Below are 25,043 nucleotides of genomic sequence, written 5' to 3'. Positions count from 1 at the left end.
GAAGATGCGTAGTAGGGTGCGTGATCTCGACATCAGCTGTGGTCTCCCGGAGGTCGCCGTGAACCCCGCTCGGTTGGATCGGGCGCTCGCCGTGCTCGGCTATCTCGCCCATCACCACGAGGGACGCAGCCTGAGCCGCCTCGCCGCTGACCTGTCGCTTCCGATGAGCAGCACCCACGACCTGCTGCAGGCCCTCGTCGAGATCGGCGCCGTGCGACTCGCCGGCCCCAGGGTCTACGCGCTCGGTCCTCGCGCGGTGGCGCTCGGTCTGTCGATCTCGGAGTCGGTGCAGTTGCGACCCGTGGCGCGGCCGCACCTGCGGGCCCTTTCCGAGGAGATCAACGAGAACGTCTACCTGGCCGTGCGGACCGGGGACGAGGTCGTATACGCGGATCGGTACGAGGCGTCGCAGCTGTTGTCGGTGGTGATCGAACTCGGCGGCGGGCGCCCGCTGCACGGATCGGCGGTCGGCAAGCTGATGGCCGCATTCGACCCCGAGCTGGAGACGAAGGTGCTCAGCTCGTCGCGGCTCGAGCAGTTCACACCGTTCACGCTGGTCAAGCGCGACGAGCTGCGCGCCGAGTACGCGGCGATCCGCGACCGCGGCTACAGCGTCTCCGACGGCGAGAGCGTGGAGGGCATCATCGGGCTGGCCACGCCCATCGTCGATCGAGACGGAACCGTCGTCGCAGCGGTCCACGTTTCAGCGCCACGAGGACGGCTGTCCGACGACCGGCTGCCCGTCGTCGTCAGCCAGATGATCAACACGGGCGGCGCGGTGTCGCGGCAGCTGGGCGCGTCCGCCGAGGCCGCCCCGCACGCCACCCTCGACGACGTGGTCGCGTTGGAGCGGCGCCGCAGGGCTTGAGCGGATCATCGTCCCCACCCGGGCACCACGAGCGTGGCCCAGGCCAGCAGCGGCCCGACGGCGATGAGCAGGACGCTGTAGCGCAACAGCCTCCGGTACAGCGCCGGGCGCTGCTCGGGCGCCGTGCTGGCGAGGACGAGCGCCCCGTAGGTGGAGAACGGGCTGACGTCCACGACGGTGGCGGACACGGCCAACGCGGCGGCCATCCCGACCACCGCCACGTCGCCCTGTTGCAGGAACGGCACGGCCAGCGGGACGACGACGCCGAGGATCGCGATCGACGAGGCGAAGGCCGAGGCGACCCCGCCCAGGTAGCACAGCAGCAGGGCGGCGACCAGCGGCGCGCCGATGCCCGCGATGCGCCCGCCGAGGAGGTCGATCGTGCCCGCCTCCTGCACCACGCCGAGATAGGTGATCACCCCGCACACCAGCAGGACCGTGGACCAGCTGATCGCGCCGACCGCCTCGCGGTGACCGCCCCGGCAGGCCAGCGTGACCACGCCGGCCACGCACATGGCGAGGAACCCGACGTCGATCCCGAGTGCGACGGTGCCCAACCCGAGCACGCCGACGCCGATCAGGGTGACGGCTTGGTCGGGCCGCACCCTCGCGGCGTGCGAGGTGCGGACCGCCACGGACGCTTCCCCGCCACCCGGACCGGGTTCGTCCGGGTCCGGCGGCTCGGTCCACCGACGGCCGAGCAGGGCGAAGAGCAGCGCGGCGATCGCGAGGTTGATCCCGAACGAGGTGAGCAGCAGCGCCAAGGGCTCGAACGCCAGCCCCTCCCGCGCGAACAGGCCGGCGAGGAACCCGCCGATGGGGTTGACCGGGGAGAAGAAGCCGGCGAGCGCGCCGTGCACCACCATCGCGCCCGCGAGGAGCGGGTCGATCCGGTACCGGCGGGCGAGCGGCATGGCCAGCGGCGCGACGATCGCCACCGCGTAGACGGCGCCCATCGCGCACAGCAGCGCTGCGAGGCCGAACAACACCCACGGGACGAGGGCGGCGCGGCCGCGGACGAGGCAGATCGCCCAGTGCACGATCAGGTCGACCGTGCCGTTGGCCGCGGCCAGGGCGAACAGGTACGTGAGCCCGACGAGCAGCACGAACAGACCGCCCGGGAACCCGGCGAGGATCGCCTCGGTGTCGAGGCCGAGCACCCACGTGCCGACGGTGAACGCGGCGATGAAGCCGAGAACGCCCAGGTTGATGTCGAGCGTGGTCGCGAGGACGAACATCGCGACGAGCGCGACGATCGAGAGGATCTGCGGTCCCATCCGGGTCCCTTCCACGAGGAGAGGAGCGGCACCCGGTGGGGTGCCGCTCCTCCCGGACGGGGTCAGGCCTGTCGCGCGGCGTGCGCCCCGGCGATCCGGCCGAAGGTCAGTGAGCGCAGCACCGACGTGGCCGGCGGGTACTCGTGGTAGAAGAGACCCGTCAGCTCACCGGCCGCGTACAGGTGCGGGATCGGCGTGCCCGCCGGGGTGACCACGCGGGCGTCCAGATCGGTGCGCACACCGCCGTAGGTGAACGTGATCGCTGCGGTGAGCGGGATCCCGATGAACGGCGGGGTGTCCAGCGGCGTCGCCCAGTTCGACTTGGGCGGGGTGAGCCCGGTCGTCGCCTTGCCGTCGAGCCTGCGCACGTCGAACTCACCCGGGCCGCACGCGGCGTTGAACTCCGCGACGGTCTTCTCCAGCGCCTCGGCGTCGAGGCCGAGGCGGCGGGCCAGGTCGCCGATCGTGTCGGCGCGCTCGGGCGGCACGTCGCTGAGCACAGCGCTCTCCCAGCCCGGGATGGCCAGGGTCTTCGCGTCGGCGATCCAGTACGCCTCCTGGTCCTGGTTGCGCCAGATCTCGAAGCCGATGTGCTCGAACGTGTTGTCCCAGGTGTCGCGGCCCTCGTCGTAGAACCGCTCGGCGCGGCCGTTGACGAAGATCCCGCCGGTGTAGCCGTAGATCACCGCATCCGCACTGGAGGTCCGCCGGTCCACCGGCTCGGCGTGGATCATGTCGAACTGGCCCGCCGTGTCGGCGCCCAACTCCATCGCCATGCGCAGGCCGTCGCCGCGGTTGTTCGCGATCCCGGGCGCGATCAGCGGCAGGTCGCACGCCTTCGGCCCCACGTAGCGGGTGAGCATCTCGACGCTGCCCTCGAACCCACCGCATGCGAGCACGACGTCGCGGGCGGCGAGCCGCACGAGCAGCCCGTCGGTGCCGCGGACGACCACGCCGTCGACCGCGCCCTCGTCGGAGACGGTCAGCCGGACGGCCTCGGTGCGGTACCGCAGGTCCACCCCGGGCGTGCGCTCCAGGACGGCCGACAGCGCCTCCACGATCGCCTTGCCCCCGCCCTCCGGCCGCCCCGGCGGGTGCATCGTGGCGGGACCGCCGTCGAAGGTGTGCGCGAACGGGAACTCCTCGAAGACCAGCCGCACCCCGCGCTCTTCGATGAACCGCAGGGTGGTCGGCACCTCGCGGTCGAGCAGCCGGCAGTACTCGTAGTCGGCGAGCCCGCCCGAGACGCGGCGCATGCGCTCGGGCCACTCGTGATCGAACGTGCGGTCCTCGGTGACGCGCAGGAACGCGCCGGTCCACCGCGTCGCACCGCCGCGCTCCTCGCGCGGCGCCCGCTCGAGCACGGCGATCCTGGCGCCCTCGCGGGCCTCGGCGTAGGTCACGGCTGCGGCCAGTCCGGCCGCGCCGTGCCCGACGACGACGAGGTCGTACTCCTGGACGGTCTTCATCTCATCTCTCCCGGGTCGTCGTTGACGTGCGGAATCAGCGGAGCGTGAACGGGTCGGCCAACGGCGCGGCGTCGGACTCGAACCAGATCGACTTGGGCTGGGTGAACTCGGCGAACCCGTCGAGGCCGTTCTCGCGGCCGTAGCCGCTGCCCTTGATGCCGCCGAACGGGGTGGCCACCTGGAGTGCGCGGTAGGTGTTCACCCAGACCGTGCCCGCCTCCAGCCGGCGCGCCACGCGGTGCGCCCGCGCGAAGTCGGTCGTCCAGACCCCGGCGGCGAGGCCGAACTCCGAATCGTTGGCGATCGCGACGGCCTCGTCCTCATCGGTGAACCGGATGACGGACAGGACGGGACCGAACAACTCGTTGCGGGCCACGGACATGTCGTTGGTCACGCCGTCGAGGACCGTGGGCGGGTAGAACCACCCGTGCTCGGGGCGCTCTCCGTCCGGTCCGCCTGCGACGACCACGGCCCCCTCGGCGATGGCCTCGGTGACGCGGTGCGCGACCCCGGTGAGGATCTTCTCCTGCGACAGGGGCCCCATCTCGGTCTCCGTGGCGCGCGGATCGCCCAGCCGGATCCGCCGCGCGCGCTCGGCGACGGCCTTGACGAGCCGGTCGGCGATGCTGTCGTGGACGAGCAGTCGGGACCCTGCGACGCAGGTCTGCCCCGCTGCGGCGAAGATGCCGGCGAGCACCCCGTTGACCACCCGGTCGACGTCCACGTCGGCGAAGAAGATGTTCGCCGACTTCCCGCCGAGCTCGAGCACGGTCTGCTTGAGCCCGGCCGCGGCGCGGGCGGTGACGTGCCTGGCGGAGTCGGGACCGCCGGTGAAGAACACCTTGCGCACCAGCGGGTGCCCGACGAGGGCATCGCCCGCCTCGGCCCCGTAACCGGCGACGACGTTCAGGCAACCGTCGGGCAGCCCGGCCCGCTGTGCGAGCCTGCCGAGCAGCAGCAGCGACAGCGAGTTGACCTCGGGCGGCTTCACCACGACGGTGTTGCCCGCCGCGAGTGCGGGCGCCAGCCCCATCGCGCCGAGCAGCATCGGCGAGTTGAACGCCGGGATCACCCCGATGACGCCGTAGGGCTCCCGGACGGTCACCGCCGTGATCGACGAGCTGTCGTGCGGGATCTGGCGGCCCTCGTTGTGGTGGGCGAGGGTGGCGTAGTAGCGGTACCAGTCGCGCAGCATCACCTGCTGACCACGAACCTCGCGGATGACCTTGCCGGCGTCGCGGCTCTCCAGCTCGGCCAGCTCGTCGGCGTGTTCGGCGATCAGGTCCCCGAGCCGCCAGAGCACCTCGGCCCGGCGGGACGGGCCGACGCCGCGCCAGTGCTCGAACGCCCGGTGCGCGGCCAGGACGGCACGGTCCACATCGGCGGCATCACCGCGGGCGATCTCCGCCCACGGCCGCGTGGTCATCGGGTCGTGCGTGGGCAGGTAGTCACCGGACGACGGGGGCGTGGCCGCGCCGTCGATCCAGTGCGGGTGCCGGTCGAGGGTCACGACGCCACCCCGCCGATCACGGACGCCGGGCGCTCGCCGGGCGTATAGGCCAGCTCTGCGGGGTCGAGCTTGTGGGCCAGGTAGTCCTCGAGCTGACCCGCCGCCCCTTCGGTGAACTCGTCGAAGGCCTCCTCGACGGTCCAGCCGATGTGCGGGGTGAGCACAACGTTGGGCAGCGTGCGCAGCGGGGAGTCGGCCGGCAGGGGCTCGTGCGCGAACACGTCCAGGCCCGCAGCCCGCAGCGGCCCCTCGCGCAGCACCTCGACGAGCGCGTCCTGGTCGACGATCGCCCCGCGAGCGGTGTTGATCAGGACCGAGCCGGGCTTCATGGAGCGCAGCCGATCGGCGGTCAGCAGGCCGCGGGACTCGTCCGACAACCGCAGGTGCACGCTCACGACGTCGGAGGTGGCGAGCAGCTCCTCCATCGGGAGTCGGGGGACGCCGTCGTCGGCCGTCGAGCTGCTGCCCGGTCGTGCCCAGGCCACGACGTCCATGTCGAAGGCCTGGGCGAGCCGGGCCACGGCCCGGCCCTGCAGGCCCATGCCGAGGATGCCCATCCGCCTGCCGCGCAACGTGCCGCCGAGCAGGCCGGGCCAGTCGCCCGCGTCGCCCGCCCGCGTGGCCTCGGGGAAGCGCCGCAGCGCCGCGATCGCGAGGCCGAACGTGAGCTCGCGCATCGCGGCCTCGCAGGCGTCGTGGCTGCGCCACAGGGCGAGGACGATCCCGCGCCGCCGCGCCTCGTCGAGGTCGACGTGGTAGGCGTGCCCGCCGGTCTGCAGGATCAGCTCCAGCGCAGGCAGGCGGTCGAACGTCGCCCGGTCGAATCGGGTCCGCTCGCGGATCGCCACCACCACGCGCACGTCGCGCAGCTCGGAGTCCGGGACCTCCGCGAGGGGGCGGTCCAGCACGGTCACGTCGGCGAGCTCGCGCAGCCGGGCAGCGGCGGGCGCGTTGCGCATCCGGTGTTCCCAGTCATCGAGCAGCAGCAACCGGGGACGTCTCTGTGACACGTCGTCGCGCCTCCAAGTCTCGTAATCGACTTCGCAGTCTCGAAGCAAGACGAAGCATGCGGGCGACTCGCAAGAGCTGTCAAGCCTCACATTTGGTGGAGGAAGCAGGGCTTGACACGGGCATCGGCGCCGCGCAGTCTTCCGGTGTTCCGTACTTGCGAATCTGACTTCGAGAGAAGGCTCATGGGTCCCCTCACCGGCGTCCGGGTCGCCGACTTCTCCTGGGTGGGCGCAGGCCCGTTCACGACCAAGCCGCTCGCCGACCACGGCGCCGACGTGATCAAGGTCGAGTCGCGCACCCGCACCGACCCGATCCGGTCGATGCCCCCGTTCCGCGACGGCGTCCCCGGCGTGGACCGCAGCGGCTACTTCGCCGACCGCAACTCGAGCAAGCGCTCGATCTGCGTGGACCTGCGCCGCGACGAGGGGCGCGAGCTGGCGCTGAAGCTCATCGCGATCAGCGACGTCGTGATCGACAACTTCACGCCGGGCACCATGGACCGGCTCGGACTCGGCTACGCAGACGCCGTCCGCGTTCGCCCCGACGTCATCTACCTCGAGATGCCGATGCAGGGCGCCACCGGCCCCCACCGGGACTTCCGCGGCTACGGCCTGTCGATCGGCGCCGCGAGCGGCATCTTCGGGCTGACCGGGGAGCCGGACAGGCCACCGGCCGGTACCGGCACGAACTACCCGGACCACGTCCCCAACCCGCTGCACGGCGCGGTCGCGGTGCTCGCCGCCCTGCTGCGGCGCAGGCGCACGGGGCAGGGCTGCTACATCGAGCTCGCCCAACTCGAGTCGACCGCGAACGCGATCGGCCCGGCCCTCGTCGCGGTGGCAGCCGGGCACCGCGTCGAGCGCGCGGGCAACACCGACCCGGTGGCCGCCCCCCACGGCGTCTACCCCTGCGCCGGCCCGGATCGGTGGATCGCCCTCGCGGTGCGGACCGATCGTGAGTGGCGGGGACTTTCGCAGGTGCTCGCGCGGCCGGGGTGGGGCCGCGATCCGGCGTTCGCCACGGCCGCGCGGCGGCGCGCGCGGCGGACGGAGCTCGACGCCGCGATCGGCCAGGTGACCCGGGAGTGGGAGGCCGAGAAGCTGGCCGACGCACTGGCGGAGGTGGGCGTTCCCGCCTCCCCCGTCCTGGACGCGGACGACCTGCTGCACCGCGATCCGCAACTGCGGGCCCGCGGGCACTTCGTCCGCCTCGACCACCCGGTGATGGGGCGGTCGGTCTACTCCGGCATCCCGTACCGGCTCTCCAGCACTCCCGGCCACCTGCGTTCCCCGGCCCCGCTGCTCGGGGCCGACACCCACGACGTCTGCACCGAGCTGCTCGGGGTTTCCGAACCCGAGTACGCCCGGCTGGCCAAGGAAGGAGTCGTCGGATGAGCACGGCAGCCGACACCGGGCGGGACGAGGCCCCGGACCGGCCCGCGATCGCCACCGAGACGCACGGCGACGTGCTGCTCGTCCGGTTCGACCGGCCCTGGGCGCACAACGCGCTCGACCCGGACGCGATGATCCTGTTCCGGGAGACGATGGAGTCGTTCCGCGACGACCCCGCGCTCTCGGTCGCGGTGCTCACCGGCACCGGCACGCGTGCGTTCTGCGCCGGGGCCGACCTCAAACGGACCGGCGCGCCCGACCTGCCCTTCGCCGCCGCGCACCTGGCGCCGTACGCGCAGGGCGTGCGGGAGGGCGGCTACGTCCGCGCGATCACGCTGAGCGAACTGCAGATCGGGAAGCCGATGATCGCCGCCGTCAACGGGCACGCCCTCGGCGGCGGGCTCGAGATCGCGCTCCACTGCCACCTGCGCATCGCGAGTCCCAACGCCACGTTCGGGCTCCCGGAGGCGCGCTGGGCGAGCGTGCCCGCCGTGGGCGGCGCGTCGCACCTCCTGCGGGCGATACCGCAAGCGGTCGCGCTGAAGATGCTGCTCACCGGCGATCGCATCGACGCCGCCGAGGCCCTCCGCGTGGGTCTCGTCAGCGACGTCGTCCCGGCGGAGGACCTGCTCGACACCGCGCTCGAGCTGGCCCGCCGGATCGCCGCGAACGGGCCGCTCGCGATCCGCGCGCTCGCCACGCTCGCCCACCGCACCCACGACCTGCCGCTCAGCCAGAGCATCGCCGTCGAGCAGCTCATGTGGGGGTTGCTGCGCGACACCGCCGACCGCGCCGAGGGCCGCGCCGCGTTCGCGGCCCGGCGTCCCCCCGTCTACGAGGGCCGATAGCCGTGATCGAGAGGACCGACATGACAGATTCCACCGAACAGCGCCGGATCGTCGCGGCGGAGGACTTCCGGGACGACGACGGCGTCCGGCTGGTGATCTCCACCTGCCCGGCCTGTGGCAGCAGGTGGTTCCCGCCCCGCACGGTCTGCGCGCGCTGCGCCCACGACGGCACCGGCACGACCCTCTCCGGCCGCACGGGAACCGCGTACGCCTCCACGGTCGTGCGGGTCGGACCGCGGGGTTTCCCGGCACCGTACGTCCTGAGCTACGTCGACATCGACGGCGTACGGGTGCTCGCGCACACCGACGGGACCGCGGCACTCCCCCCGGACGCACCCGTCGAGCTGACCAGCGGCCCGATCGGCCGCGACGGCGACACCGAGCTGTGGTCCTACCGCGTCCGCCGCGTCGCGGAGGGTGCCCGATGAACCCCGTGCTCCTGTGCGGGGCCGCCGTGGCCCCCTTCGGCAAGCATCGCGACCGCACCGCCGCCGACCTGGGCGCGCAGGCCGTCGGCGCACTCCTGCGCGACACCGGCCTTCCCCCGGACGCCGTCGAGGCCGGGTTCGTCGGGTCGGTCTACGGGGGATCGCTGATCGCCCAGCGCGTCCTGCAGCGGGTCGGCATCTCCGGGCCTCCCGTCTTCACCGTCGAGAACGCGTGCGCGAGCGGCGGGTCGGCCGTGCACCTGGCCTGGCAGGCCGTCGCGTCCGGCACCTACGACTGCGTGGCAGTGGTGGGCGTCGAGAACCTGTCCGCGTTCGGCGGCGGAACGCTGCCGCTCACCACGGCGGACGTCGAGATCGACCAGGGCATGGTCATGCCCGCCGCCTACGCCATGCGCGCCCAGCGCTACCTGTACGAATCCGGCGCCACGGTCACCGATCTTTCCCGCGTGTCGGTGAAGAACCGCGGCAACGGTGCGGCGAACCCGCGGGCGCACTTCCGACAGCCGGTCACGCTCGACGAGGTCGCCACCTCCCGCCCCGTCGCCGACCCGCTGAGGCTGTTGCACTGCTGCCCGAACAGCGACGGCGCGGCCGCGGTGCTCCTGTGCAGCGCCCCGTTCGCCGCCGAACTCGGCACCCCGAGCGCGACGATCAGGGCGAGCGTCGTGCGCTCGGGCCGCTTCCACACCTCCCACCGGGATATGACCTGGCCCGACATCACCGAGCGGGCCGCGTCGGCCGCCTACGCGATGGCCGGCCTCGGCCCCGCCGACCTCGACGTCGTCGAGCTGCACGACGCGTTCGCCATCGCGGAGCTGCTGCACGCGGAAGCGCTCGGCCTCGCCGCGCGGCACACCGCGCACAAGGCCGTGACGAACGGCGAGTTCGACCGCGACGGGCGGGTCGCCGTCAGCCCCAGCGGCGGGCTGCTCTCCCGGGGGCACCCCGTGGGCGCCACCGGCGTCAGCCAGCTCGCAGAGGTGTACTGGCAGCTCACCGGGGCGGCCGGGCCGCTGCAGGTGGCCGGGGCGTCGGTCGCGCTCACGCACACCACCGGGGGTGGGATCTACGGCGTCGACAACGGCGCCTGCTCGGTGCACATCCTCGCCGCGGAGGACTGACATGCCACCCCGTTCCCGCACCGCGCTGCTCGTCCCCGCCCGGTCCGAGGTCACAGCCGTCGTCGCCGACCTGCTGCACGACAGCGGCTGGGCGGTCACCGAGGCCGCCGACGGGCCGGTCGACGCGCTCGTGTTCGACCCGGGACTCCTGCGCGGCGACCCGGATCCGGACCCGGCAGCCACCCTGCAGGCGCTCGTCGAGCGCACCCCGTTCCCCGCGCGGGACGACGGCGGCGCGGCCGTCGTCGTGATCGGCAGCCGCGACCAGCTCGGTCGGGTCGCGGATCCCCGCCGGGCGGCGCTGGCGGGCGCGGTCTTCGCCGCGGCGCGCAGCATCGCGCTCGCGCTGGCGCCGTCCGGGGTCACCGTCAACGTCGTCGCCGGCGTTCCGACCGACGGCCGCCGCGGCCTGTTGCCCGATGCGCCGACGCTCGCCGACGTCGCGGGAGCGGTCGCGTTCCTCGCCGACCCGCGCAGCCGATACATCACCGGCCAGCTGCTGTTCTGCGACGCCGGCGACGCCCTGTTGTCGAGCATGTCGGTCTGAAGGGAGCCCCATGACCACGCGTGCCCTCGAAGGGCGCACCGCGATCGTCACCGGCGCGGCCCAGGGCATCGGCCGTGCCATCGCAGGCGAGCTCGCCGCTCAGGGCGCCCGCGTCGCGATCGCCGACCTGTCGGATGAGGCCGCTCACGACGTCGTTGCGGAACTGCAGGAGGGCGGTCACGAGGCGATCGCGGTACCGGTCGACGTCACGTCCAGCGCCGAGGTCGACGATCTGTTCGCCGAGACCGAGCGCCGGCTCGGCCCGGTCGACGTGCTCGTCAACAACGCCGGGATCAACATCAACAGCGGGGTGCGCAAGCTCCCGGACGAGGTCTGGCAACGCGTCATCGCCGTCAACCTCACCGGCGTCGCGCACTGCTCGCGGGCCGCCGCCCGCACGATGGTTCCCCGCCGCTGCGGCCGCATCATCAACATCGCCTCCCGCGCCTGGCTCGGCTGGTTCGGTCAGCTCGCCTATGCCGCGTCCAAGGGCGGTGTGGTCTCCGCGACCCGCTCGCTCGCCATCGAGCTCGCCCGCTACGGGATCACCGTCAACGCGATCGCCCCCGGTCTCGTCGACACACCACTGCTGCGGGCCGAACCCCCCGAGGTCATGGCGAAGCTGCTCGCGGCCCAGCCCACCGGCACGATCGGGGCACCCAGCGACGTCGCCTGGGCCGTCTCGTACTTCGCCGGGCCGGCCGCGGCGCACGTCACCGGCCAACTGCTCTACGTGTGCGGCGGGAAGAGCCTCTACGCCCAGCCGGCTTCCTGACGTGCCGGCTGCGGCAGGCCGGCACCGATGGCTCCGTTCACGTCCATGCGCTAGGAAGTGCGGAGCGAGGAGGGGGGCCGGGTGCGCATCGTCGACGTCCGCGAGCGAACGGTCCCGATCTCGCGCTACGCGACCCGCGACGTCGGCCGCGGCGGCCTGGACACCACCGCGGTCGCGGTGGTCACCGACGTCCGCCGGGACGGTGAACCGGTCGTCGGATTCGGCTTCTCGTCGATCGGGCGGTTCGGGCAGGGCGGCTTGATCCGTGAGCGGTTCGCTCCGCGCCTCGTCGCCGCAGGCGAGGAGCTGGCCTCCGCCTCGGGCGACAACATCGATCCGTTCCGGGCGTGGGACCGCGTGATGCGGGGCGAGAAGCCCGGTGGGCACGGCGAGCGGTGCGTGGCCGTGGGGACGCTGGACATGGCCCTGTGGGACGCGGCAGCCAAGATCGCCGGCCAGCCGCTGCACGCGTTCCTCGCCGACGCGACGGGATCCCGCAGCTCCGGTGCGCCGGTGCCGGTCTACGCGGGCGGCGGCTACTACTTCGGCGCCGACGACACCGCCCGGCTGACCGACGAGGTGCGCGGGTTCCTCGATCGCGGCCACACCCACGTGAAGATCAAGATCGGTGGCCTGCCCCTCGCCGAGGACCTCGAGCGGATCGAGGCCGTCCTCTCGTTGCTCCCGGGCGCCGACCACCTCGCCGTGGACGCCATGAACCGCTACGACCCCGACCAGGCGGTCCGGGCCGCGCACGCGATGGCTCCCTACGGACTCCGGTGGTTCGAGGACATCTGCGATCCGCTCGATTTCGCGACGCACGCGCGGATCGCCGAGCTCTACCCGCCACCGCTCGCCGCGGGGGAAGCGCTACTCTCGGCGGCCGACGCCCGGAACCTGGCCCGCTACGGCGGCCTGCGAGCCGACCGGGACGTGCTGGTCTTCGACCCCGCGCACTGCTACGGCCTGCCCGGCTACCTGCGGATCGTGCGGGTGATGGAGTCGGCGGGCTGGGACCGCAGGGCGTTCCAGCCCCACGGGGGGCACCTGTTCTCGCTCCACGTGGCGGCCGCGCTGGGCCTCGGCGGGAGCGAGGCCAACCCGCACAACTTCCAGCCCTTCGGCGGGTTCGCCGACGACGCCGTCGTCGATGGCGGTCGCGTCCGGCCGCCCGAGGCGCCGGGGATCGGCTTCGAGACCCGATCAGGCCTGATCACCCTGTTCCGTTCGCTGCTGCGACCGTAGCCGGTGGATCACGGGCCCGCGGTCCACGTCGTCGTTCGGCGGCGCCTGGGACCGGGACGCGCGGACGCAGCGCGCCGCGAGCGCCGTGAGGATCAGCCCGGACGCGGTGGCCAGGCTTGCGGCGGCGACCAGAACCGGGCCCGGCTGGCCCTGGTGGCTGACCGCGACGTGGGTGGGCCCGGACAGCACGGTCACGGAGGTCCCGACCCAGACGACTGCGAGCGGAGCCACGAGGCGGCCCGTGCCGCGGCGCCCCAGCAGGGCGGGGACGCCGATCGCGGCGCCGAGCACGAGCACGCCGTTGACCAGGAGGAAGGCCCGCTGGGTGACGGTCTCGAAGCCCGCCGGACCGCCCCAGCCGGGCCCGTCGGTCACCGCCCATCCGACGGTCGTCGCGGCGAAACCCGCCGCGACGACCGCGGCGCCCGCCGCGACCCGCCGCTCGCGCCGACCCGCGGCAGGCAGGTGCGTGATCCGCATCGACGACAGGCGGGGCCAGCGATCGTGCACGTAGCCGAGGAAGCAGATCGACAACCCCACCGCCTGGACGATGAACCCACCGTCGGCGACGACGTAGAGCCAACCCTGCGACCCGTTGCCGAGCGGGGCCGGCGATCCGCCGGCGAACGCCTGGGCCAGGAGACCGAGCGGCACACCGACCGCGATGGGCGCCAGGAGCCCGGTACCCACCCAGATCGGCGCCAGCACCAGCCAGGCCGGCAGACGGCGGCCCCACCGGTGGGTGAGCGCCACGACCAGCACGACCGCAACCAGTTCCATGCCCGCGGTCACGGCATCACCGACCACGTGCCGCGTGTCCACCAGTTGCGCGGCGCCTGCCGCATCCGCAGCCCCGACGGGATCCCCGGCGAGCCACAACGCCTTCAGCGTCAGATAGGGCACGCAGGCCGCGATGGTCGAGTAGCACGCCGCCACCCGCAATCGGCCCCGCCGCCGGGCTGGACGATCCGTCCCTGACCTCGGATCGCCGACGCACGCCCGATCCGGGGCTCCGGAAGCCCGCGCCGCCACGGCCGCGCCCGTCACGCCGCCCGGAGCGGAGCCAACGCGCGGGCCACGTCGACGAGCCGGTGCCCGTGGCGGCGGGCGGCCTCGAGGACCGCCTTGACGTACCCGGGGTCGGCGGATTCCGCCTCCACCTGGCTGATCCCGTAGGGATTGCCGCCGGCGGCGTGCGCGATCTCGTAGTCGACCCAACCCGGAGGGACGATCACCGAGCCCCAGTGGAACATCGTGTGGTACAGCGCGAGCAGCGTCGACTCCTGCCCGCCGTGCGGATCCATGCTCGCGGTGAAACCGGTCGCCGGCTTGTTCGCCAGCTCCCCCGCCAGCCACAACCCGCTGGTGGTGTCCAGGAACTGCTTCAGCTGGGAACTGACGTTGCCGAACCGCGTGGGCGTGCCGAACGCGAGCCCGTCCGCCCACACCAGGTCGTCCAGGCCGGCCACTTCCACGTCCGCGGTGCCCTCGAGGTGCGCCCGCCAGGCCGGGTTGGCATCGATGGCGGCATCACCGGCGAGCTCGGGCACCCGCCGCAGCCGAACCTCAGCGCCGGCGTCGGTTGCGCCCTGCCCGAACGCTTCGGCGAGCCGGTGGACGTGGCCGGTCGCGGAGTAGTAGATCACCGCGATCCGTGGCTGGTCTCTCACTGGACACCTCTCCTTGAGTTGACATGTCTACTCAGCATGGACATCGTTGAGTAGACATGTCAACCCGATGTCGCGCGAGGATGAGCCGAGCCGACCGGGCGATCGATCATGGCGCTCGCGGCGCGACCGCAGCGGGTCGACGGCGACGGAACACCGGGGGTGGACGATGACCGACGTCTCCTGGCTGGGGCCTCCGATCGACGTTCGACGCCTGTTCGGTGAACAGCACGCCGCTGTCGTCGATCTGCTGGGACGACTCGAACCCGACGAGTGGGCGACGCCCACGGTCTGCCCGGGCTGGTGCGTCAAGGACGTCGCGGCCACACGGCCCTCCGGCCCGCGGAGGACGAGACCTTTTCCGCCTTCCTCGACCGCATCAACGACGTGTGACCGCCGCCCGCCGCTGCAGCCCACGCCTGCTGGTCGACCAGCTCGAGGCCACCGGCGGTCAGATCGTCGAGTTCTGGCAGGCCGTGGACCTGGACGCCCTCGGGGACCCGGTGACGTGGGTCGGGCCCGGACCGGTTCCGATCTGGATGGATGCCGCTCGCGATTTCAGCGAGTACTGGACCCACCACCAGCAGATCTGCGACGCCCTCGGACGAACCGGCCTCCGCGACCCCGAATACCTCGGCGTGGGCTCCGCCCTGCAGGTGGAAGTGACCGGACCGGGCGGAGGGCGATGGAGCTGCATCCGCAGCCCGGACCGGTGGGTGCTGCAACGCCGGTCGCACCCTCGACCTGCCGCCCGACTCCGCCTCGACCCGGACATCGCATGGCGACTCTGCACCCGTGGGGTCACGCCCGAGACCACAGCGGGGCATGCGCACGTCGACGGCGATCAGCGCCTCGCCTCGGCGGCCCTCCAGACCGTTTCGATCATCTGGACGCCGCCGGCCGCCGAGGCATCCACGTCCTGACGCCGGCGGCGCCTGCCGCCGCTCGAGACGGAGGGTTCGGTCGACGTGTCAACCCAAGTAGGCTCGCAGAATGCCTGAACCGCGATGGCTCACCCCCCGCGAGGAGCGGGCGTGGCGCGGCTACATGCTGATGCACCCCTTGCTGAACCTCCAGATCGCCCGAGACCTGGGCCGGGAGTGCGGGTTGTCCATCGCCGACTACATGGTGCTGGTGAGCCTGTCCGAAGCCGCCGACTCCCAGATGCGCCTGGTGGACCTGGCACAACAGATGCTGTGGTCGAAGAGCCGCCTCGGACACCACCTCGACCGGATGGCGGCACGCGGCCTGGTCCAGCGCCGACGCCACCCGGACAACAGCCGCGCCGCCATCATCGCCCTGACCGACCTCGGCCGCTCGACGATCGAGCGAGCAGCTCCCCACCACGTGGAGTCCGTGCGCCGCCACCTCATCGACCTGCTGACCGAGGAGCAACTCGACACCCTCGGCGACATCGCCGAGACGGTCCTCGACCACCTCACAGCCGTCCAGAACGGATCCCCGAACCCGGACCCCGAGCCCGCCACGTGATGCGCGCGCCGGGACACGGGTCGTCCGGGCGCCGGCACGGCGATCGTGTTCCGGCTCCAGGGAGTGAGCCTCGACGACCACCGCACGCGGGGCTTCCACCTCGGCCGATGCCGCGGGGTACCACGACGTCATGGCACCACCGCTCCTCACCGTCGGCCACGGCACGACGAGCCAGGCGGAGTTCACCGAACTGCTGCGCAGTGCGGGCGCCGCCCGGGTGGTCGATGTGCGCCGCTACCCCGGCAGCCGCGCACACCCCCACGTCAACCGCGAGGCGCTCGCGAAGTGGCTCCCCGCAGCCGGCATCGACTACCGCTGGGACGAACGGCTCGGTGGCCGCCGACCGCTCCCGGCCGAGTCACCGGACCGATGGTGGCGGGTCGACGCCTTCCGCGCCTACGCCCACCACATGCGCAACCCCGAATTCCTCGACGCCGTCGACCACCTGCTCGCCGACGTCGCGACAGCCAGCACGGTGGTGATGTGCAGCGAAAGCCTCTGGTGGCGCTGCCACCGCAGGCTGATCGCCGACTTCCTGACCCTCGCCCGCGCAACCCCCGTGCGCCACCTCGACCACGACGGCCGAACCACGCGGCACCCGGTCGCGGCCGGAGCCCGCCGAACGCCCGACGGGGTTCTCGTCTACGACCGGACCTAGCTCCTCGGCGTGGCCGCGGGGGACGGTGTCCGTCGCGCACGAGACCGCGCCCGGCCGCAGCGCGCAGGGCGGCTCCGGGCAGCGTGTCCACCGCACCGCCCGTGACCAGCTCGAGGACGCAGCGGGTGTCGGGGTTGGCCGGGTCCTCGACCCGGTGGGCGCCCGGAGCGGTCGCCGCGGGCATGCCCCGGCTTCGGCGAGCGGCCGCCGGAGGCGACCGAGGCGAACCGGGTCATGGCGTGGCCGGCGGTCCGGCTGTGGTGGCGGAGGCGGCCCCGAACCAGGTCCGCGGGGCCGACCGGGGTGACTGAGGTCGTCCGGCCGGACGGCCACCCCCGCCGCGGTCGGCTCGCCGAGGGGATCAGCCATGACGACCGCCGGCCCCATACGATCCCGCGGAGGTGGTGAGGGCCAGGAACTCGGCGCGGGACCGGGGATCGTCGCGAAGGCAACCGAGCAAGCTCGAGGTGACGGTGCTCGTACCGCCGGCGCGTACGCCGCGCAGGGTCATGCACATGTGCTCGGCCTCGATCACCACCCCGACACCGCGAGGCTGCAGGTGGGTCTGCAACCAGTCCGCGACCTGCTTGGTCAACCGTTCCTGGACCTGGGGACGGCGGGCGAACAGCTCCACCACCCGCGCGAGCTTGGACAGGCCCAGGATCCGCTCCCCCGGCAGGAACCCGACGTGCGCGGTGCCCACGAACGGGAGCATGTGGTGCTCGCAGACCGAGTGCACCGGGATGCCGCGGGCCAGCACCAGCTCGTCGTAGCCCTCGTCGTTGGCGAAGGTGGTCAGGTCGAACGAGCGCGGGCTGAGCATCTCCGCGTAGGCGCGCGCCATCCGGCGCGGCGTGTCAGCCGTCGGGCCGGTGTCCGTCGGCACGCCGAACGCGGCCAGGAACGCGGTGGCCGCCCGCTCGGCGGCGACGACGTCGACCCCCTCGGACGGCGGCACGACCCGCAACCGGTTGGGCGACGGGAACGCGCGGGCCGCAGCGGTCACGACGTCCGCGCCCGCGAACCTCGGTGGCCGAACGCCGGCGCGAGGCGCGCGAGGGCCAGCGCCGCGACGAGCAGGCCGAAGTCGCGCAGGGCGATGTCGTAGAAGCCGCCGGTGAGCACCAGGTTCACGATGATGCCTGCGAGCCAGGCGGCGACGACGTACCCGCCGATGCGCGGCAGCACCGCGACGAGCACACCGGCGAGGACCTCCACCCCGCCGACCGCGAGCATCGCCTGGTGAGCGGTGCCGGGCACGAGCCCGTCGATCTGCGGGGCGAGGTAGCCGTCCCAGTCGGTGAGCACGCCGACGAACTTGTCCAGTCCGAACAGGATCGGCGCCACCGTGAACACGGTGCGCAGCAGCAGGAACGCCTCCCGGGCACCCGGGATGGGGTCCACGCCGGCGGGCGATGTCGGGGGGTCGCGGTGGGTGGTCATGATGCCCTCCACTCTCTAAAAGACGCTACGCTGGACTTTAGAGCGGGCGGCTTGTTAAGTCAAAGTTGATGTCTTTTAGAAAGTGTGGATCATTGGACGACTTCGTCTCGCAGGTCAGTGGGGTCAGCGCGCTCGCCGAGCCGGCCCGCCGCGCGCTGTACCTCTACGTCGCAGCGCAGCCCGAGGCGGTGAGCCGGGACCAGGCCGCTGAGGGCGTCGGCCTCCCCCGGCACACCGCGAAGTTCCACCTGGACAAGCTGGTGGACGAGGGCCTGCTCGACACGGAGTACCGGCGCTTGACCGGCCGCCGCGGCCCGGGCGCCGGGCGCCCGACGAAGCTGTACCGGCGCTCCGCGCGAGAGGTCGCGGTCACGCTCCCGCCGCGGCACTACGACCTGGCCGGGCGGATCCTGGCCCGCGCCGTCGATGCATCTGCCCGCGAGGGTGTCCCCGTCCTCGAGGCGGTGCAGCACGCGGCGGCCGAGTTCGGGCATCGGCTCGCCGCCGAAGCACAGCCCTGCGAGGGTGGCGCGACGCCGCTCGACGACATCGCCGCAACCCTCGCCGAGCACGGGTACGAACCGCGGGTCCAGGACGGCGTCCTGGTGCTCGCGAACTGCCCCTTCCACGCCTTGGCGCGGGAACACACCACCCTCGTGTGCGGCATGAACCTGCACCTCATCACCGCGATGCTCCACGAGCTCGGCCGCACCGAGGTGCAGGCGAGGTTGGCTCCCGCCCCGGGGCGGTGCTGCGTGACCCTGGCGGAGCAGCCGAAGCAGTAGACGGCCGGTGCGGTCCGTCGCCCGGGCACAGCCGATCTGATCGACCGGTCAGCGGGATCGGCGGGCCTGGGCGTCCGCGACCCTCTCCTCGAGGAGTTCGGCGAGGACCGCGGCCCCGCTCGTCGCGGGGTCCTTGGTGGCGGTCAGGAGCGTCAGGGTCCGCCCTTCGGCCAGTTCGGCCAGGTGGTGCAGCGCGTCGGCCTGCTCGCCGGTCGTGAGTTCGTGCCGGTAACGGCGGCGGAACTCGGTGAAGCGCTGCGGGTCGTGGGCGTACCAGCGGCGCAGCGCGGGCGACGGGCTGATGTCGCGGCACCATGCGTCGATCTCGGCCCGGGATTTGCTCATGCCGCGTGGCCAGAGACGATCGACCAGCACGCGGATGCCGTCCTCCTGGGTCGCCGGGTCGTAGATGCGGCGCACCCGCACCTCCGCGGGAGCCATGGTCTCCTCCATGCGCGTTCGTCCGGTCCGATTACGCCACCTGCGTTCGCGGCGGTACAGGGCCTTCGAACCCGAGCACCTGGGACGTTCGGCGCTGATACGCGGGAGCCGTCGGTGACGATGCCGGTCGCCACCACGCTGGGCGCGTTGCGCTCACACCCGCGCGTCGCTCGCGCGCCGCGCCCGGGGGATGGGCCGGAGATCCGCACCGGCCACCACCCGGTTGCGGATCGTGCCGAGGCCTTGCACCGTCATCTCGACCACGTCGCCGATCTGCAACGGCGGCGGGTTCCGGCTGCCGCGGCGGTTCCACAGCTCCATGAGGCACCCGCTGCCGCAGGTGCCCGACCCGAGCACGTCGCCGGGGCGGACCCAGGCGCCGCGGGAGGCGTAGGCGACCAGGTCCTCGAACCGCCACACCATGCTCGCAAGGGTGTCCGAGCCGATCTCGTGGTCGTTCACCGACACCGTCATCCGCAGGTCGAGTCGATCGTCGCGGCGGTGGAGCTCCAGCTCGTCGGCGGTGACCAGCCAGGGGCCCAGCGTCGTGGCGCCGTCCTTGCCCTTCACCGGGCCGAAGCCGAGCGCCATCTCGGCGAGCTGCGTGTCGCGCGCGGTCCAGTCGTTCATGACGAGGTAGCCCGCGATGTGGTCGCGGGCCTGCTCGGGGGTCAGGTCGCGACCCGCGCGCCCGATGACCGCGGCCACCTCCAGCTCGAAGTCGAACAACTCGCAGCCGGGAGGCACGGGCACGTCGTCGTACGGGCCGACGACACCGTTCGGGTTGGAGAAGTAGAAGACCGGGACCTCGTACAGGCCGGGGTGGCCGGTCGCGCCGGGCCCGCGGCCCAGCGCCATCCCCTCGATGTGCTGCTCGAAGGACATGAAGTCGCGCACCGCTGGAGGGCGCAGCGGCGCGGTGAGCGCGACGTCGGCCAGCTGCCGGCTCTCGCCGCCCCCGCGGGCCCGCGCAGCCGCGTCCTCGAGGGACCTCGGCGCGTCGGCGAGCAGGTCGACGAGATCCGCGCCCGGTGGGAGCGCGTGCAGGGTCTCGCCCTCCAGCAGGCCCACCCTGGTGGCGCGGTCCTCGGTCCAGGCCGCGAATCGCATGTGTCCTCCGTGCTGGTGTCAGGGGCCGGCGTCGACGAGGCCGGCCGGAACGGGTTCGCGTCGGTGCGGTCGTGGACCGCTGTCGCTGCCCTGCATGGCGGTGCGACCCACGACGCGTGCGCACAGCTCGCCGCGCGGCTTTCGAGCGCTCCGCGATCAGGGATCGGGGGACAGCAATCCCTCCCGGACGGCGACCACCGCGGCCTGTGTGCGCGAGGTCAACCCGAGCTTGCGCAACACGCTGCTGACGTGGGTGCGAACCGTGCGCTCGGAGATCACCAGCTCGTCGGCGATCTCCTGGTTCGACCGGCCCTTCGCCACGAGCACGAGCGCCGCGCGTTCGCGCTCGCTGAGCGCCGCGATGCCGGTCGCCGGCGACAGGACCTCCTGCGTGAGCCGGCGGGCCACCATCGGGTCGAGGAAGACCCCGCCCCGGGCGGCTGCGCGGATCGCCGCGACTATCTCCGTCGGCTTCGCGTCCTTGAGCAGGAACCCGGTTGCGCCGCTCGCGAGCGCGGCGTGGACGCGTTCCCGCTCGCCGAAACTGGTCAGCACCACGACCCGGACGGTCGGGTGCTGCTGGATGATGCGCGCGGTGGCCGCGACCCCGTCGAGTCCGCGCATGAGCAGGTCGATGAGGACGACGTCGGGAAGCTCACCGTGGCCGGCCATCGCGGCGAGCTTGCTGAGCGCCTCGTCACCGCTCTCGGCCTCGGCAGCGACCTCGACGTCGTCGTAACCGTCGAGGTAGGCGCGCACACCGCGGCGCACCACCGAATGGTCGTCGACGAGGAGAACCCGAATGACAGCGTTCCGCTCACCGGCGGCGGCCTGGCCGGTCATCATGCACCCCCGCTCGAAGACGTTCGTGGACAGCCGTCGCGACCCCGCCCGGGAGCACGGGCCCGCGCCGATCCTTGCCGACGCGAACGCCTCCCGGTAAGACTTGCGACCCCGGTGCCGCGTGCCAGGGCCGACGACGACGGGGTGGGGCGGGTGGCTGACCTCGACGAGCGATTCAGCGGGGACGCCGCTCGCCACGGGCAACGCCGGCTCGCCGCCATCGCACGAGCAGCGTCCAGCGTCGCGGACGCCGGTTCGCTGCGCGTCACGCTCGACGTGGTCGCCCGCGAGGCCGCGCGGGCCGAGAGCATCGCGGCCGTGCAGATCCTGCTCATCGAGGGCGGCACCCTGCGCGTGGTCGGCAATGCCGGCTCGATCGACGGCGAGGGCTTCCCGGAGCGGTTGGAGCAGTGCCGCAGGCGAGGTGCCCGGCCGATGTTCGCCGAGGCGTTCCGCACCGCGCGGCCCGTCGTCGCCGTGCACCGCAAGCGCACCCTGATGGCCGACCCCGCCTGGGAGCCGCTGCACGAGGCGATGGGCGCGTCGGACTGGGACAGCCTCGTCGCCGTGCCGCTGACGGTGCGCAAACGCGTGCTCGGCGTGCTCAACGCCTACTACGCGCCCGACACGGTCCCGGACGGAGCGGCCGTCGAGTTCCTCGAAGCCATGGCGGACCTCGCAGCCATGGCCGTCGACTCCGCGGATCTGCTGGCTCGCTCGCGGCGCGATGCGGCGGCCTCCGAGCGTGCGCGCATCGCCCGCGACCTGCACGACTCCGCGGTACAGCACGTCTTCTCGATGCGGTTGCAGGCCTCGGCGCTGAGCGAGCAGGTCGACACGGACGGGACGACCGACCCGCACGTGGTGCGCGCCGTCGCGGACGAGCTCGCCGGGCTCGCCGAGCACGCTTTGGCCGACTTGCGGGGCCTCGTGTTGCAGCTGCACCCGGCGGACCTCGTCGAGCTCGGGCTGGCCGGGGCCGTGGAGCGGCACGCCGAGTCGGTCGCGGCCGCGGCGGGCCTCGACATCGACGTCGAGATCGACCTCGCCGAACCCGACCTGCTGCCGGCCGAGATCCAGGAGGACCTGTTCCGGATCGTCCAGGAAGCTCTGCACAACGTGGTCCGGCATGCCTCGGCGACGCGCGCGGTCGTGCGGGTACGCGTCCAGGACGACGCGGGGCGGGCCCACGTCGCCGTCGACATCGACGACGACGGTGTCGGGACCGGGGGTCGCCCGCCCCGATCGGGCGCGCTCGGGCTGGTGTCGATGCGGGAACGCGCGCAGCGCTGGGGCGGCACGACGGAGGCGAGCGACGGCCCCCGGGGGTTCCGGGTCCGCGTCCGGGTGCCCGTCCCGACCGCGGTGCAGGGCCTCGGCTGATCGTCGGGTCACGTCCTCGGGCTCCGGGCTCAGGCGGGTTCCCCGACCCGCTCGCCGCCCGCGGCCGGAGCCGCGCTCGTCTCCCGGACGAGCCGGACGCACCCCACGGTGAGCAGGCAGCACGCCGCCATCACCACCGACACGACGATGCTGTTGCCCGGCTGCGCGCCGAGCGCGGCGAACACCAGCGGCGCGAGCCCGGAGGCGATCCCGGCCAGGCCGAGCCCCAACGACGCGCCGGTGTATCGGACACGGGCGGGGAACAGCTCGGCGTAGAGCGCGGCCATGGGACCGAACATCGCGGTGTGGATCACGCCCTGCCCGACCACCACGGCCAGCAGCAGCAGCGCGAACGAGCCCGAGTCGACGAGCGGGAAGATCGCGAACGCCCACGCGGCCATCCCCACCGCGCCCGCGACGACCACCGGGCGCCTGCCGATCCGGTCGGAGAGCCCGGCGAAGACCAGGACCCCGAGCGCCGCCACCACCGACGAGATCGTCAGCGCGTTCAGCACGGCGGAGCGGGTGAACCCGGCGGCCACGGCGTAGGTGATGACGAAGACCGTCAGGGTGCCCTGCGCGACGAAGGCGCCCGCGCCCATGCCGACCGAGATCAGCAGGGCGCGCGGGTGCGCGCGCAGCACCTCCGCGAGCGGCACCCGCGCCTTCTCCCGCTCCTGGCGGAAGACGGGGGTCTCCTCGACCTTGGCCCGCACGAACAGTCCGACGGCCAGCAGCACCGCGCTGAACAGGAACGGGATCCGCCAGCCCCAGGCGACCAGCGCGTCGTTGCCGACGGCTCCGGCGACGACCGTCAGCGCGAGGGTGGAGAGCACCGTGCCGCTCGGGGCGCCGGACAGCGTGAAGCTCGCCCACAGGCCGCGCCGCGAGGCGGCGTGTTCGGTGGAGATCAGCACCGAGCCGCCCCACTCACCGCCCAACGCGATCCCCTGCAGGATGCGCAGCAGCACGAGCAGGATCGGCGCCCACACCCCGATCGTCGCGTAGCCGGGCAGCAAGCCGATCAACACGCTGACCGTGCCCATCACGGTCATCGACACGACCAGCGTGCGTTTGCGGCCGATCCGGTCACCGAAGTGGCCGAACAGCGCCGCGCCGACGGGCTTCGCCGCGTACCCGGCCACGAGCGTGCCGAAGCTGGCGATCACCCCTGCGGTCGGGTCGGCGCTCGGGAAGAACACGGTGTTGAACACGACCGCGGAGGCCGTCGCGTAGAGCAGGAAGTCGTAGTACTCGATGACGCTACCCAGGTAGCTCGACGTGACGGCGCGACGCAGCTGGGTGGGGGAACGGTCAGCGGGTGGGGACATCGCGGTGGCCTCTCTGCCGTGCGTGCTCCGGGTAGTGCGAGGCAGAACCTATGTACGGCGAGGCGCGCGCCAACAGGCTCCGTTGACCGGCCGGCACGGGCGGAGTGCACGACGCACGGCGAGACATTTGTCGCGCCTCACCCGGAGGCGCCGCCGGTCAACGGACGTCATCCGCGCGATCCGGGGACCACGGCGAGCTCCTAGCGTTCGGCGGAGCCCCAAGACCCACCGGAGGAGCCATGTCGACCAGCCCCGGGAAGCCGCTCGTGATCGTCGCCGCGGTCAACGGCGGGATGCAGCAGAGCCGCGACGGCGCCTTCGTGCCCGTCAGTCCCGAGGAGATCGCGGAGGACGCGCGGCTGTGCCGCGAAGCCGGCGCCGCCGTCGTCCACGTCCACGCCCGCGACGAGAAGGGCGCCAACACCGGGGACGTCGCCGTCTTCCGCGACATCATCACCCGCATCCGCGAACGGACCGACGTCCTCCTGCAAACCACGAACGGGATCGGTGTCCGGCGCGACCCGGCGACCGGGCAGCTCGTCTGGCCCTCCGACGAGGAGCGCCTCGCGCTGATCGACCTCGACCCGACCCCGGACCTCTACGGCGTCGCCGCCGGCACCACCGACTTCTGGCACCCCGAAGGCGGCTACCCGACCGAAACGCCGTACGTCAACTCGCCCGAGTACCTCAAGAAGACGATCAAGGCGATCTACGACAAGCGGTCGACCCTCGAGTACGAGGTCGTCGACATGCACGTCATCGCCCGGCTCGCCCGCTACGCGGACGAGGGCCTCTTCGACCGCAACGCCGAGCACGTGTGGCTCCTCCTCGGCGGCGGGCTCGGCGACGTCGACGCCGACCCGGAGACGCTCGTCTTCATGCGCAACCTCGCGCTCAGCCGCTTCCCCAACGCGGTCTGGGGCGTGCTGGGAGCCGGCCACGACAACTTCACGTGGGCGACGCTCGGCATCGCCATGGGCTGTGACACCGCACGGGTCGGCTTCGAGGACGGCCTCTACCGCGCCGACGGCTCGGTCGCCGGGCGCAACCACGAGCTCGTCGCGGAACTGGTCAAGATCGCCGCGATCTACGGCCGCCGCCCGGCCACGCCGGAGGAGGCCCGCGAAATCCTCGGGCTGAACCGCTGAACCGCTGAACCGGTCGACACGGCTCGACACGGCTCGACACGGCTCGACGCGGCCGGCGCCGGTACCCGTGGGTCGCTCGGGCACGGGCACGCTCAGGCCCGTCCCCGCGGTGAGGCCCCTCGCCGAGCTCAGGGCGCCGGTGTCCCACGGACGCACCCGCCGGGGATCCCGCTCAGGAGCCCCTCCCCTCCTGGACAGCGGAGGGCGCATCCGGCCCCGTCGTCGAGCGGGG

26 protein-coding genes and 1 pseudogene are annotated in these 25,043 nt (G+C 72.9%); 15 read left to right on the top strand and 12 right to left on the bottom strand.

Annotated elements, in window-relative coordinates:
- Window positions 1-16: 16 nt before the first annotated feature.
- Entirely contained in the window at window positions 17-868 is an 852-nt protein-coding gene (locus tag VKZ81_RS14770; RefSeq protein ID WP_324242120.1) for an IclR family transcriptional regulator, read from the top strand.
- Between the two features lie 5 nt (window positions 869-873).
- Here the strand turns inward: VKZ81_RS14770 and VKZ81_RS14765 are convergent, their stop codons facing one another.
- The 4 genes from VKZ81_RS14765 to VKZ81_RS14750 all read right to left on the bottom strand — a co-directional run bounded on the left by VKZ81_RS14765 (window position 874) and on the right by VKZ81_RS14750 (window position 6,113).
- The gene (locus tag VKZ81_RS14765) at window positions 874-2,145 is read right to left on the bottom strand and encodes an SLC13 family permease (RefSeq protein WP_324242119.1); all 1,272 of its coding nucleotides are present in this window, start codon (window positions 2,143-2,145) and stop codon (window positions 874-876) included.
- Window positions 2,146-2,207: 62 nt separating this feature from the next.
- On the bottom strand, window positions 2,208-3,614 hold the full coding sequence (locus VKZ81_RS14760; RefSeq protein WP_324242118.1) for an FAD-binding protein: 1,407 nt from the start codon (window positions 3,612-3,614) through the stop codon (window positions 2,208-2,210).
- 34 nt (window positions 3,615-3,648) lie between these two features.
- A complete protein-coding gene (locus VKZ81_RS14755; protein ID WP_324242117.1) occupies window positions 3,649-5,124 on the bottom strand; it encodes an aldehyde dehydrogenase in 1,476 nt (491 codons plus the stop codon).
- Entirely contained in the window at window positions 5,121-6,113 is a 993-nt protein-coding gene (locus VKZ81_RS14750) for an NAD(P)-dependent oxidoreductase (protein ID WP_324242116.1), read from the bottom strand. The genes VKZ81_RS14755 and VKZ81_RS14750 overlap by 4 nt, the downstream gene beginning before the upstream one ends.
- A gap of 204 nt (window positions 6,114-6,317) precedes the next feature.
- On the opposite strand from VKZ81_RS14750, the gene VKZ81_RS14745 reads away from it, so the two are divergent.
- The 7 genes from VKZ81_RS14745 to VKZ81_RS14715 all read left to right on the top strand — a co-directional run bounded on the left by VKZ81_RS14745 (window position 6,318) and on the right by VKZ81_RS14715 (window position 12,511).
- Window positions 6,318-7,529 carry a CaiB/BaiF CoA transferase family protein gene (locus tag VKZ81_RS14745; protein WP_324242115.1) on the top strand — a complete coding sequence of 404 codons (1,212 nt, stop codon included), beginning with the start codon at window positions 6,318-6,320 and terminating at the stop codon, window positions 7,527-7,529.
- Complete coding sequence (locus tag VKZ81_RS14740) at window positions 7,526-8,374, top strand: enoyl-CoA hydratase/isomerase family protein (RefSeq protein ID WP_324242114.1); 849 nt, start codon at window positions 7,526-7,528, stop codon at window positions 8,372-8,374. The genes VKZ81_RS14745 and VKZ81_RS14740 overlap by 4 nt, the downstream gene beginning before the upstream one ends.
- 20 nt (window positions 8,375-8,394) lie before the next feature.
- A complete protein-coding gene (locus tag VKZ81_RS14735; protein ID WP_324242113.1) occupies window positions 8,395-8,802 on the top strand; it encodes a Zn-ribbon domain-containing OB-fold protein in 408 nt (135 codons plus the stop codon).
- Complete coding sequence (locus VKZ81_RS14730) at window positions 8,799-9,944, top strand: thiolase family protein (protein WP_324242112.1); 1,146 nt, start codon at window positions 8,799-8,801, stop codon at window positions 9,942-9,944. The genes VKZ81_RS14735 and VKZ81_RS14730 overlap by 4 nt, the downstream gene beginning before the upstream one ends.
- 1 nt (window position 9,945) lies before the next feature.
- A complete protein-coding gene (locus VKZ81_RS14725) occupies window positions 9,946-10,491 on the top strand; it encodes an SDR family oxidoreductase (protein ID WP_324242111.1) in 546 nt (181 codons plus the stop codon).
- Window positions 10,492-10,501: 10 nt separating this feature from the next.
- A complete protein-coding gene (locus VKZ81_RS14720) occupies window positions 10,502-11,266 on the top strand; it encodes an SDR family NAD(P)-dependent oxidoreductase (protein WP_324242110.1) in 765 nt (254 codons plus the stop codon).
- Between the two features lie 81 nt (window positions 11,267-11,347).
- On the top strand, window positions 11,348-12,511 hold the full coding sequence (locus tag VKZ81_RS14715; RefSeq protein ID WP_324242109.1) for an enolase C-terminal domain-like protein: 1,164 nt from the start codon (window positions 11,348-11,350) through the stop codon (window positions 12,509-12,511).
- Here VKZ81_RS14715 and VKZ81_RS14710 read toward each other — a convergent pair.
- A complete protein-coding gene (locus VKZ81_RS14710) occupies window positions 12,470-13,414 on the bottom strand; it encodes a hypothetical protein (protein ID WP_324242108.1) in 945 nt (314 codons plus the stop codon). The two genes, VKZ81_RS14715 and VKZ81_RS14710, sit on opposite strands and share 42 nt — an antisense overlap.
- Window positions 13,415-13,554: 140 nt before the next feature.
- Window positions 13,555-14,181, bottom strand: a complete 627-nt coding sequence (gene wrbA, locus VKZ81_RS14705) for an NAD(P)H:quinone oxidoreductase (protein ID WP_324242107.1) — start codon at window positions 14,179-14,181, stop codon at window positions 13,555-13,557.
- Between the two features lie 67 nt (window positions 14,182-14,248).
- Here wrbA and VKZ81_RS35145 point away from each other — a divergent pair.
- The 4 genes and pseudogenes from VKZ81_RS35145 to VKZ81_RS14690 form a co-directional block, all read left to right on the top strand.
- Window positions 14,249-14,491 (top strand): annotated as a pseudogene (locus VKZ81_RS35145) (maleylpyruvate isomerase N-terminal domain-containing protein); the annotation flags it as partial.
- Between the two features lie 76 nt (window positions 14,492-14,567).
- Window positions 14,568-15,101 carry a hypothetical protein gene (locus VKZ81_RS14700; protein WP_414709379.1) on the top strand — a complete coding sequence of 178 codons (534 nt, stop codon included), beginning with the start codon at window positions 14,568-14,570 and terminating at the stop codon, window positions 15,099-15,101.
- Between the two features lie 70 nt (window positions 15,102-15,171).
- Entirely contained in the window at window positions 15,172-15,669 is a 498-nt protein-coding gene (locus VKZ81_RS14695) for a MarR family winged helix-turn-helix transcriptional regulator (protein WP_324242105.1), read from the top strand.
- A 130-nt stretch (window positions 15,670-15,799) separates the two neighbouring features.
- The gene (locus tag VKZ81_RS14690; RefSeq protein ID WP_324242104.1) at window positions 15,800-16,327 is read left to right on the top strand and encodes a DUF488 domain-containing protein; all 528 of its coding nucleotides are present in this window, start codon (window positions 15,800-15,802) and stop codon (window positions 16,325-16,327) included.
- A gap of 361 nt (window positions 16,328-16,688) precedes the next feature.
- On the opposite strand, the gene folE is transcribed toward VKZ81_RS14690, so the two are convergent.
- Window positions 16,689-17,294: a GTP cyclohydrolase I FolE gene (folE, locus tag VKZ81_RS14685; protein WP_414709380.1), complete on the bottom strand. Its 606-nt coding sequence runs from the start codon at window positions 17,292-17,294 to the stop codon at window positions 16,689-16,691.
- 35 nt (window positions 17,295-17,329) lie between these two features.
- Complete coding sequence (locus VKZ81_RS14680) at window positions 17,330-17,770, bottom strand: hypothetical protein (protein WP_324242102.1); 441 nt, start codon at window positions 17,768-17,770, stop codon at window positions 17,330-17,332.
- A gap of 92 nt (window positions 17,771-17,862) precedes the next feature.
- Between VKZ81_RS14680 and VKZ81_RS14675 the strand changes: the two genes are divergently transcribed.
- Entirely contained in the window at window positions 17,863-18,555 is a 693-nt protein-coding gene (locus VKZ81_RS14675) for a helix-turn-helix transcriptional regulator (protein ID WP_324242101.1), read from the top strand.
- 48 nt (window positions 18,556-18,603) lie between these two features.
- Here VKZ81_RS14675 and VKZ81_RS14670 read toward each other — a convergent pair whose 3' ends face one another.
- The 3 genes from VKZ81_RS14670 to VKZ81_RS14660 form a co-directional block, all read right to left on the bottom strand.
- Window positions 18,604-18,975: a DUF488 domain-containing protein gene (locus VKZ81_RS14670; RefSeq protein ID WP_324242100.1), complete on the bottom strand. Its 372-nt coding sequence runs from the start codon at window positions 18,973-18,975 to the stop codon at window positions 18,604-18,606.
- Window positions 18,976-19,149: 174 nt separating this feature from the next.
- A complete protein-coding gene (locus tag VKZ81_RS14665) occupies window positions 19,150-20,106 on the bottom strand; it encodes a fumarylacetoacetate hydrolase family protein (RefSeq protein ID WP_324242099.1) in 957 nt (318 codons plus the stop codon).
- Between the two features lie 156 nt (window positions 20,107-20,262).
- Entirely contained in the window at window positions 20,263-21,147 is an 885-nt protein-coding gene (locus VKZ81_RS14660; protein ID WP_324242098.1) for a response regulator transcription factor, read from the bottom strand.
- Between VKZ81_RS14660 and VKZ81_RS14655 the strand changes: the two genes are divergently transcribed.
- Window positions 21,103-22,332 carry a GAF domain-containing sensor histidine kinase gene (locus VKZ81_RS14655; protein WP_324242097.1) on the top strand — a complete coding sequence of 410 codons (1,230 nt, stop codon included), beginning with the start codon at window positions 21,103-21,105 and terminating at the stop codon, window positions 22,330-22,332. The genes VKZ81_RS14660 and VKZ81_RS14655 overlap by 45 nt on opposite strands.
- 29 nt (window positions 22,333-22,361) lie before the next feature.
- On the opposite strand, the gene VKZ81_RS14650 is transcribed toward VKZ81_RS14655, so the two are convergent.
- Window positions 22,362-23,663: an MFS transporter gene (locus VKZ81_RS14650; RefSeq protein WP_324242096.1), complete on the bottom strand. Its 1,302-nt coding sequence runs from the start codon at window positions 23,661-23,663 to the stop codon at window positions 22,362-22,364.
- 239 nt (window positions 23,664-23,902) lie between these two features.
- Between VKZ81_RS14650 and VKZ81_RS14645 the strand changes: the two genes are divergently transcribed.
- Complete coding sequence (locus VKZ81_RS14645; protein WP_324242095.1) at window positions 23,903-24,811, top strand: beta-keto acid cleavage family enzyme; 909 nt, start codon at window positions 23,903-23,905, stop codon at window positions 24,809-24,811.
- The last annotated feature ends 232 nt before the right edge of the window (window positions 24,812-25,043 follow it).

It is taken from the genome of Pseudonocardia sp. (genome assembly GCF_035305885.1).
Lineage (GTDB): Bacteria > Actinomycetota > Actinomycetes > Mycobacteriales > Pseudonocardiaceae > Pseudonocardia.
The sequence above is the reverse complement of the archived record's forward strand: the minus strand, read 5'-3'. Positions and strand labels throughout refer to the sequence as shown.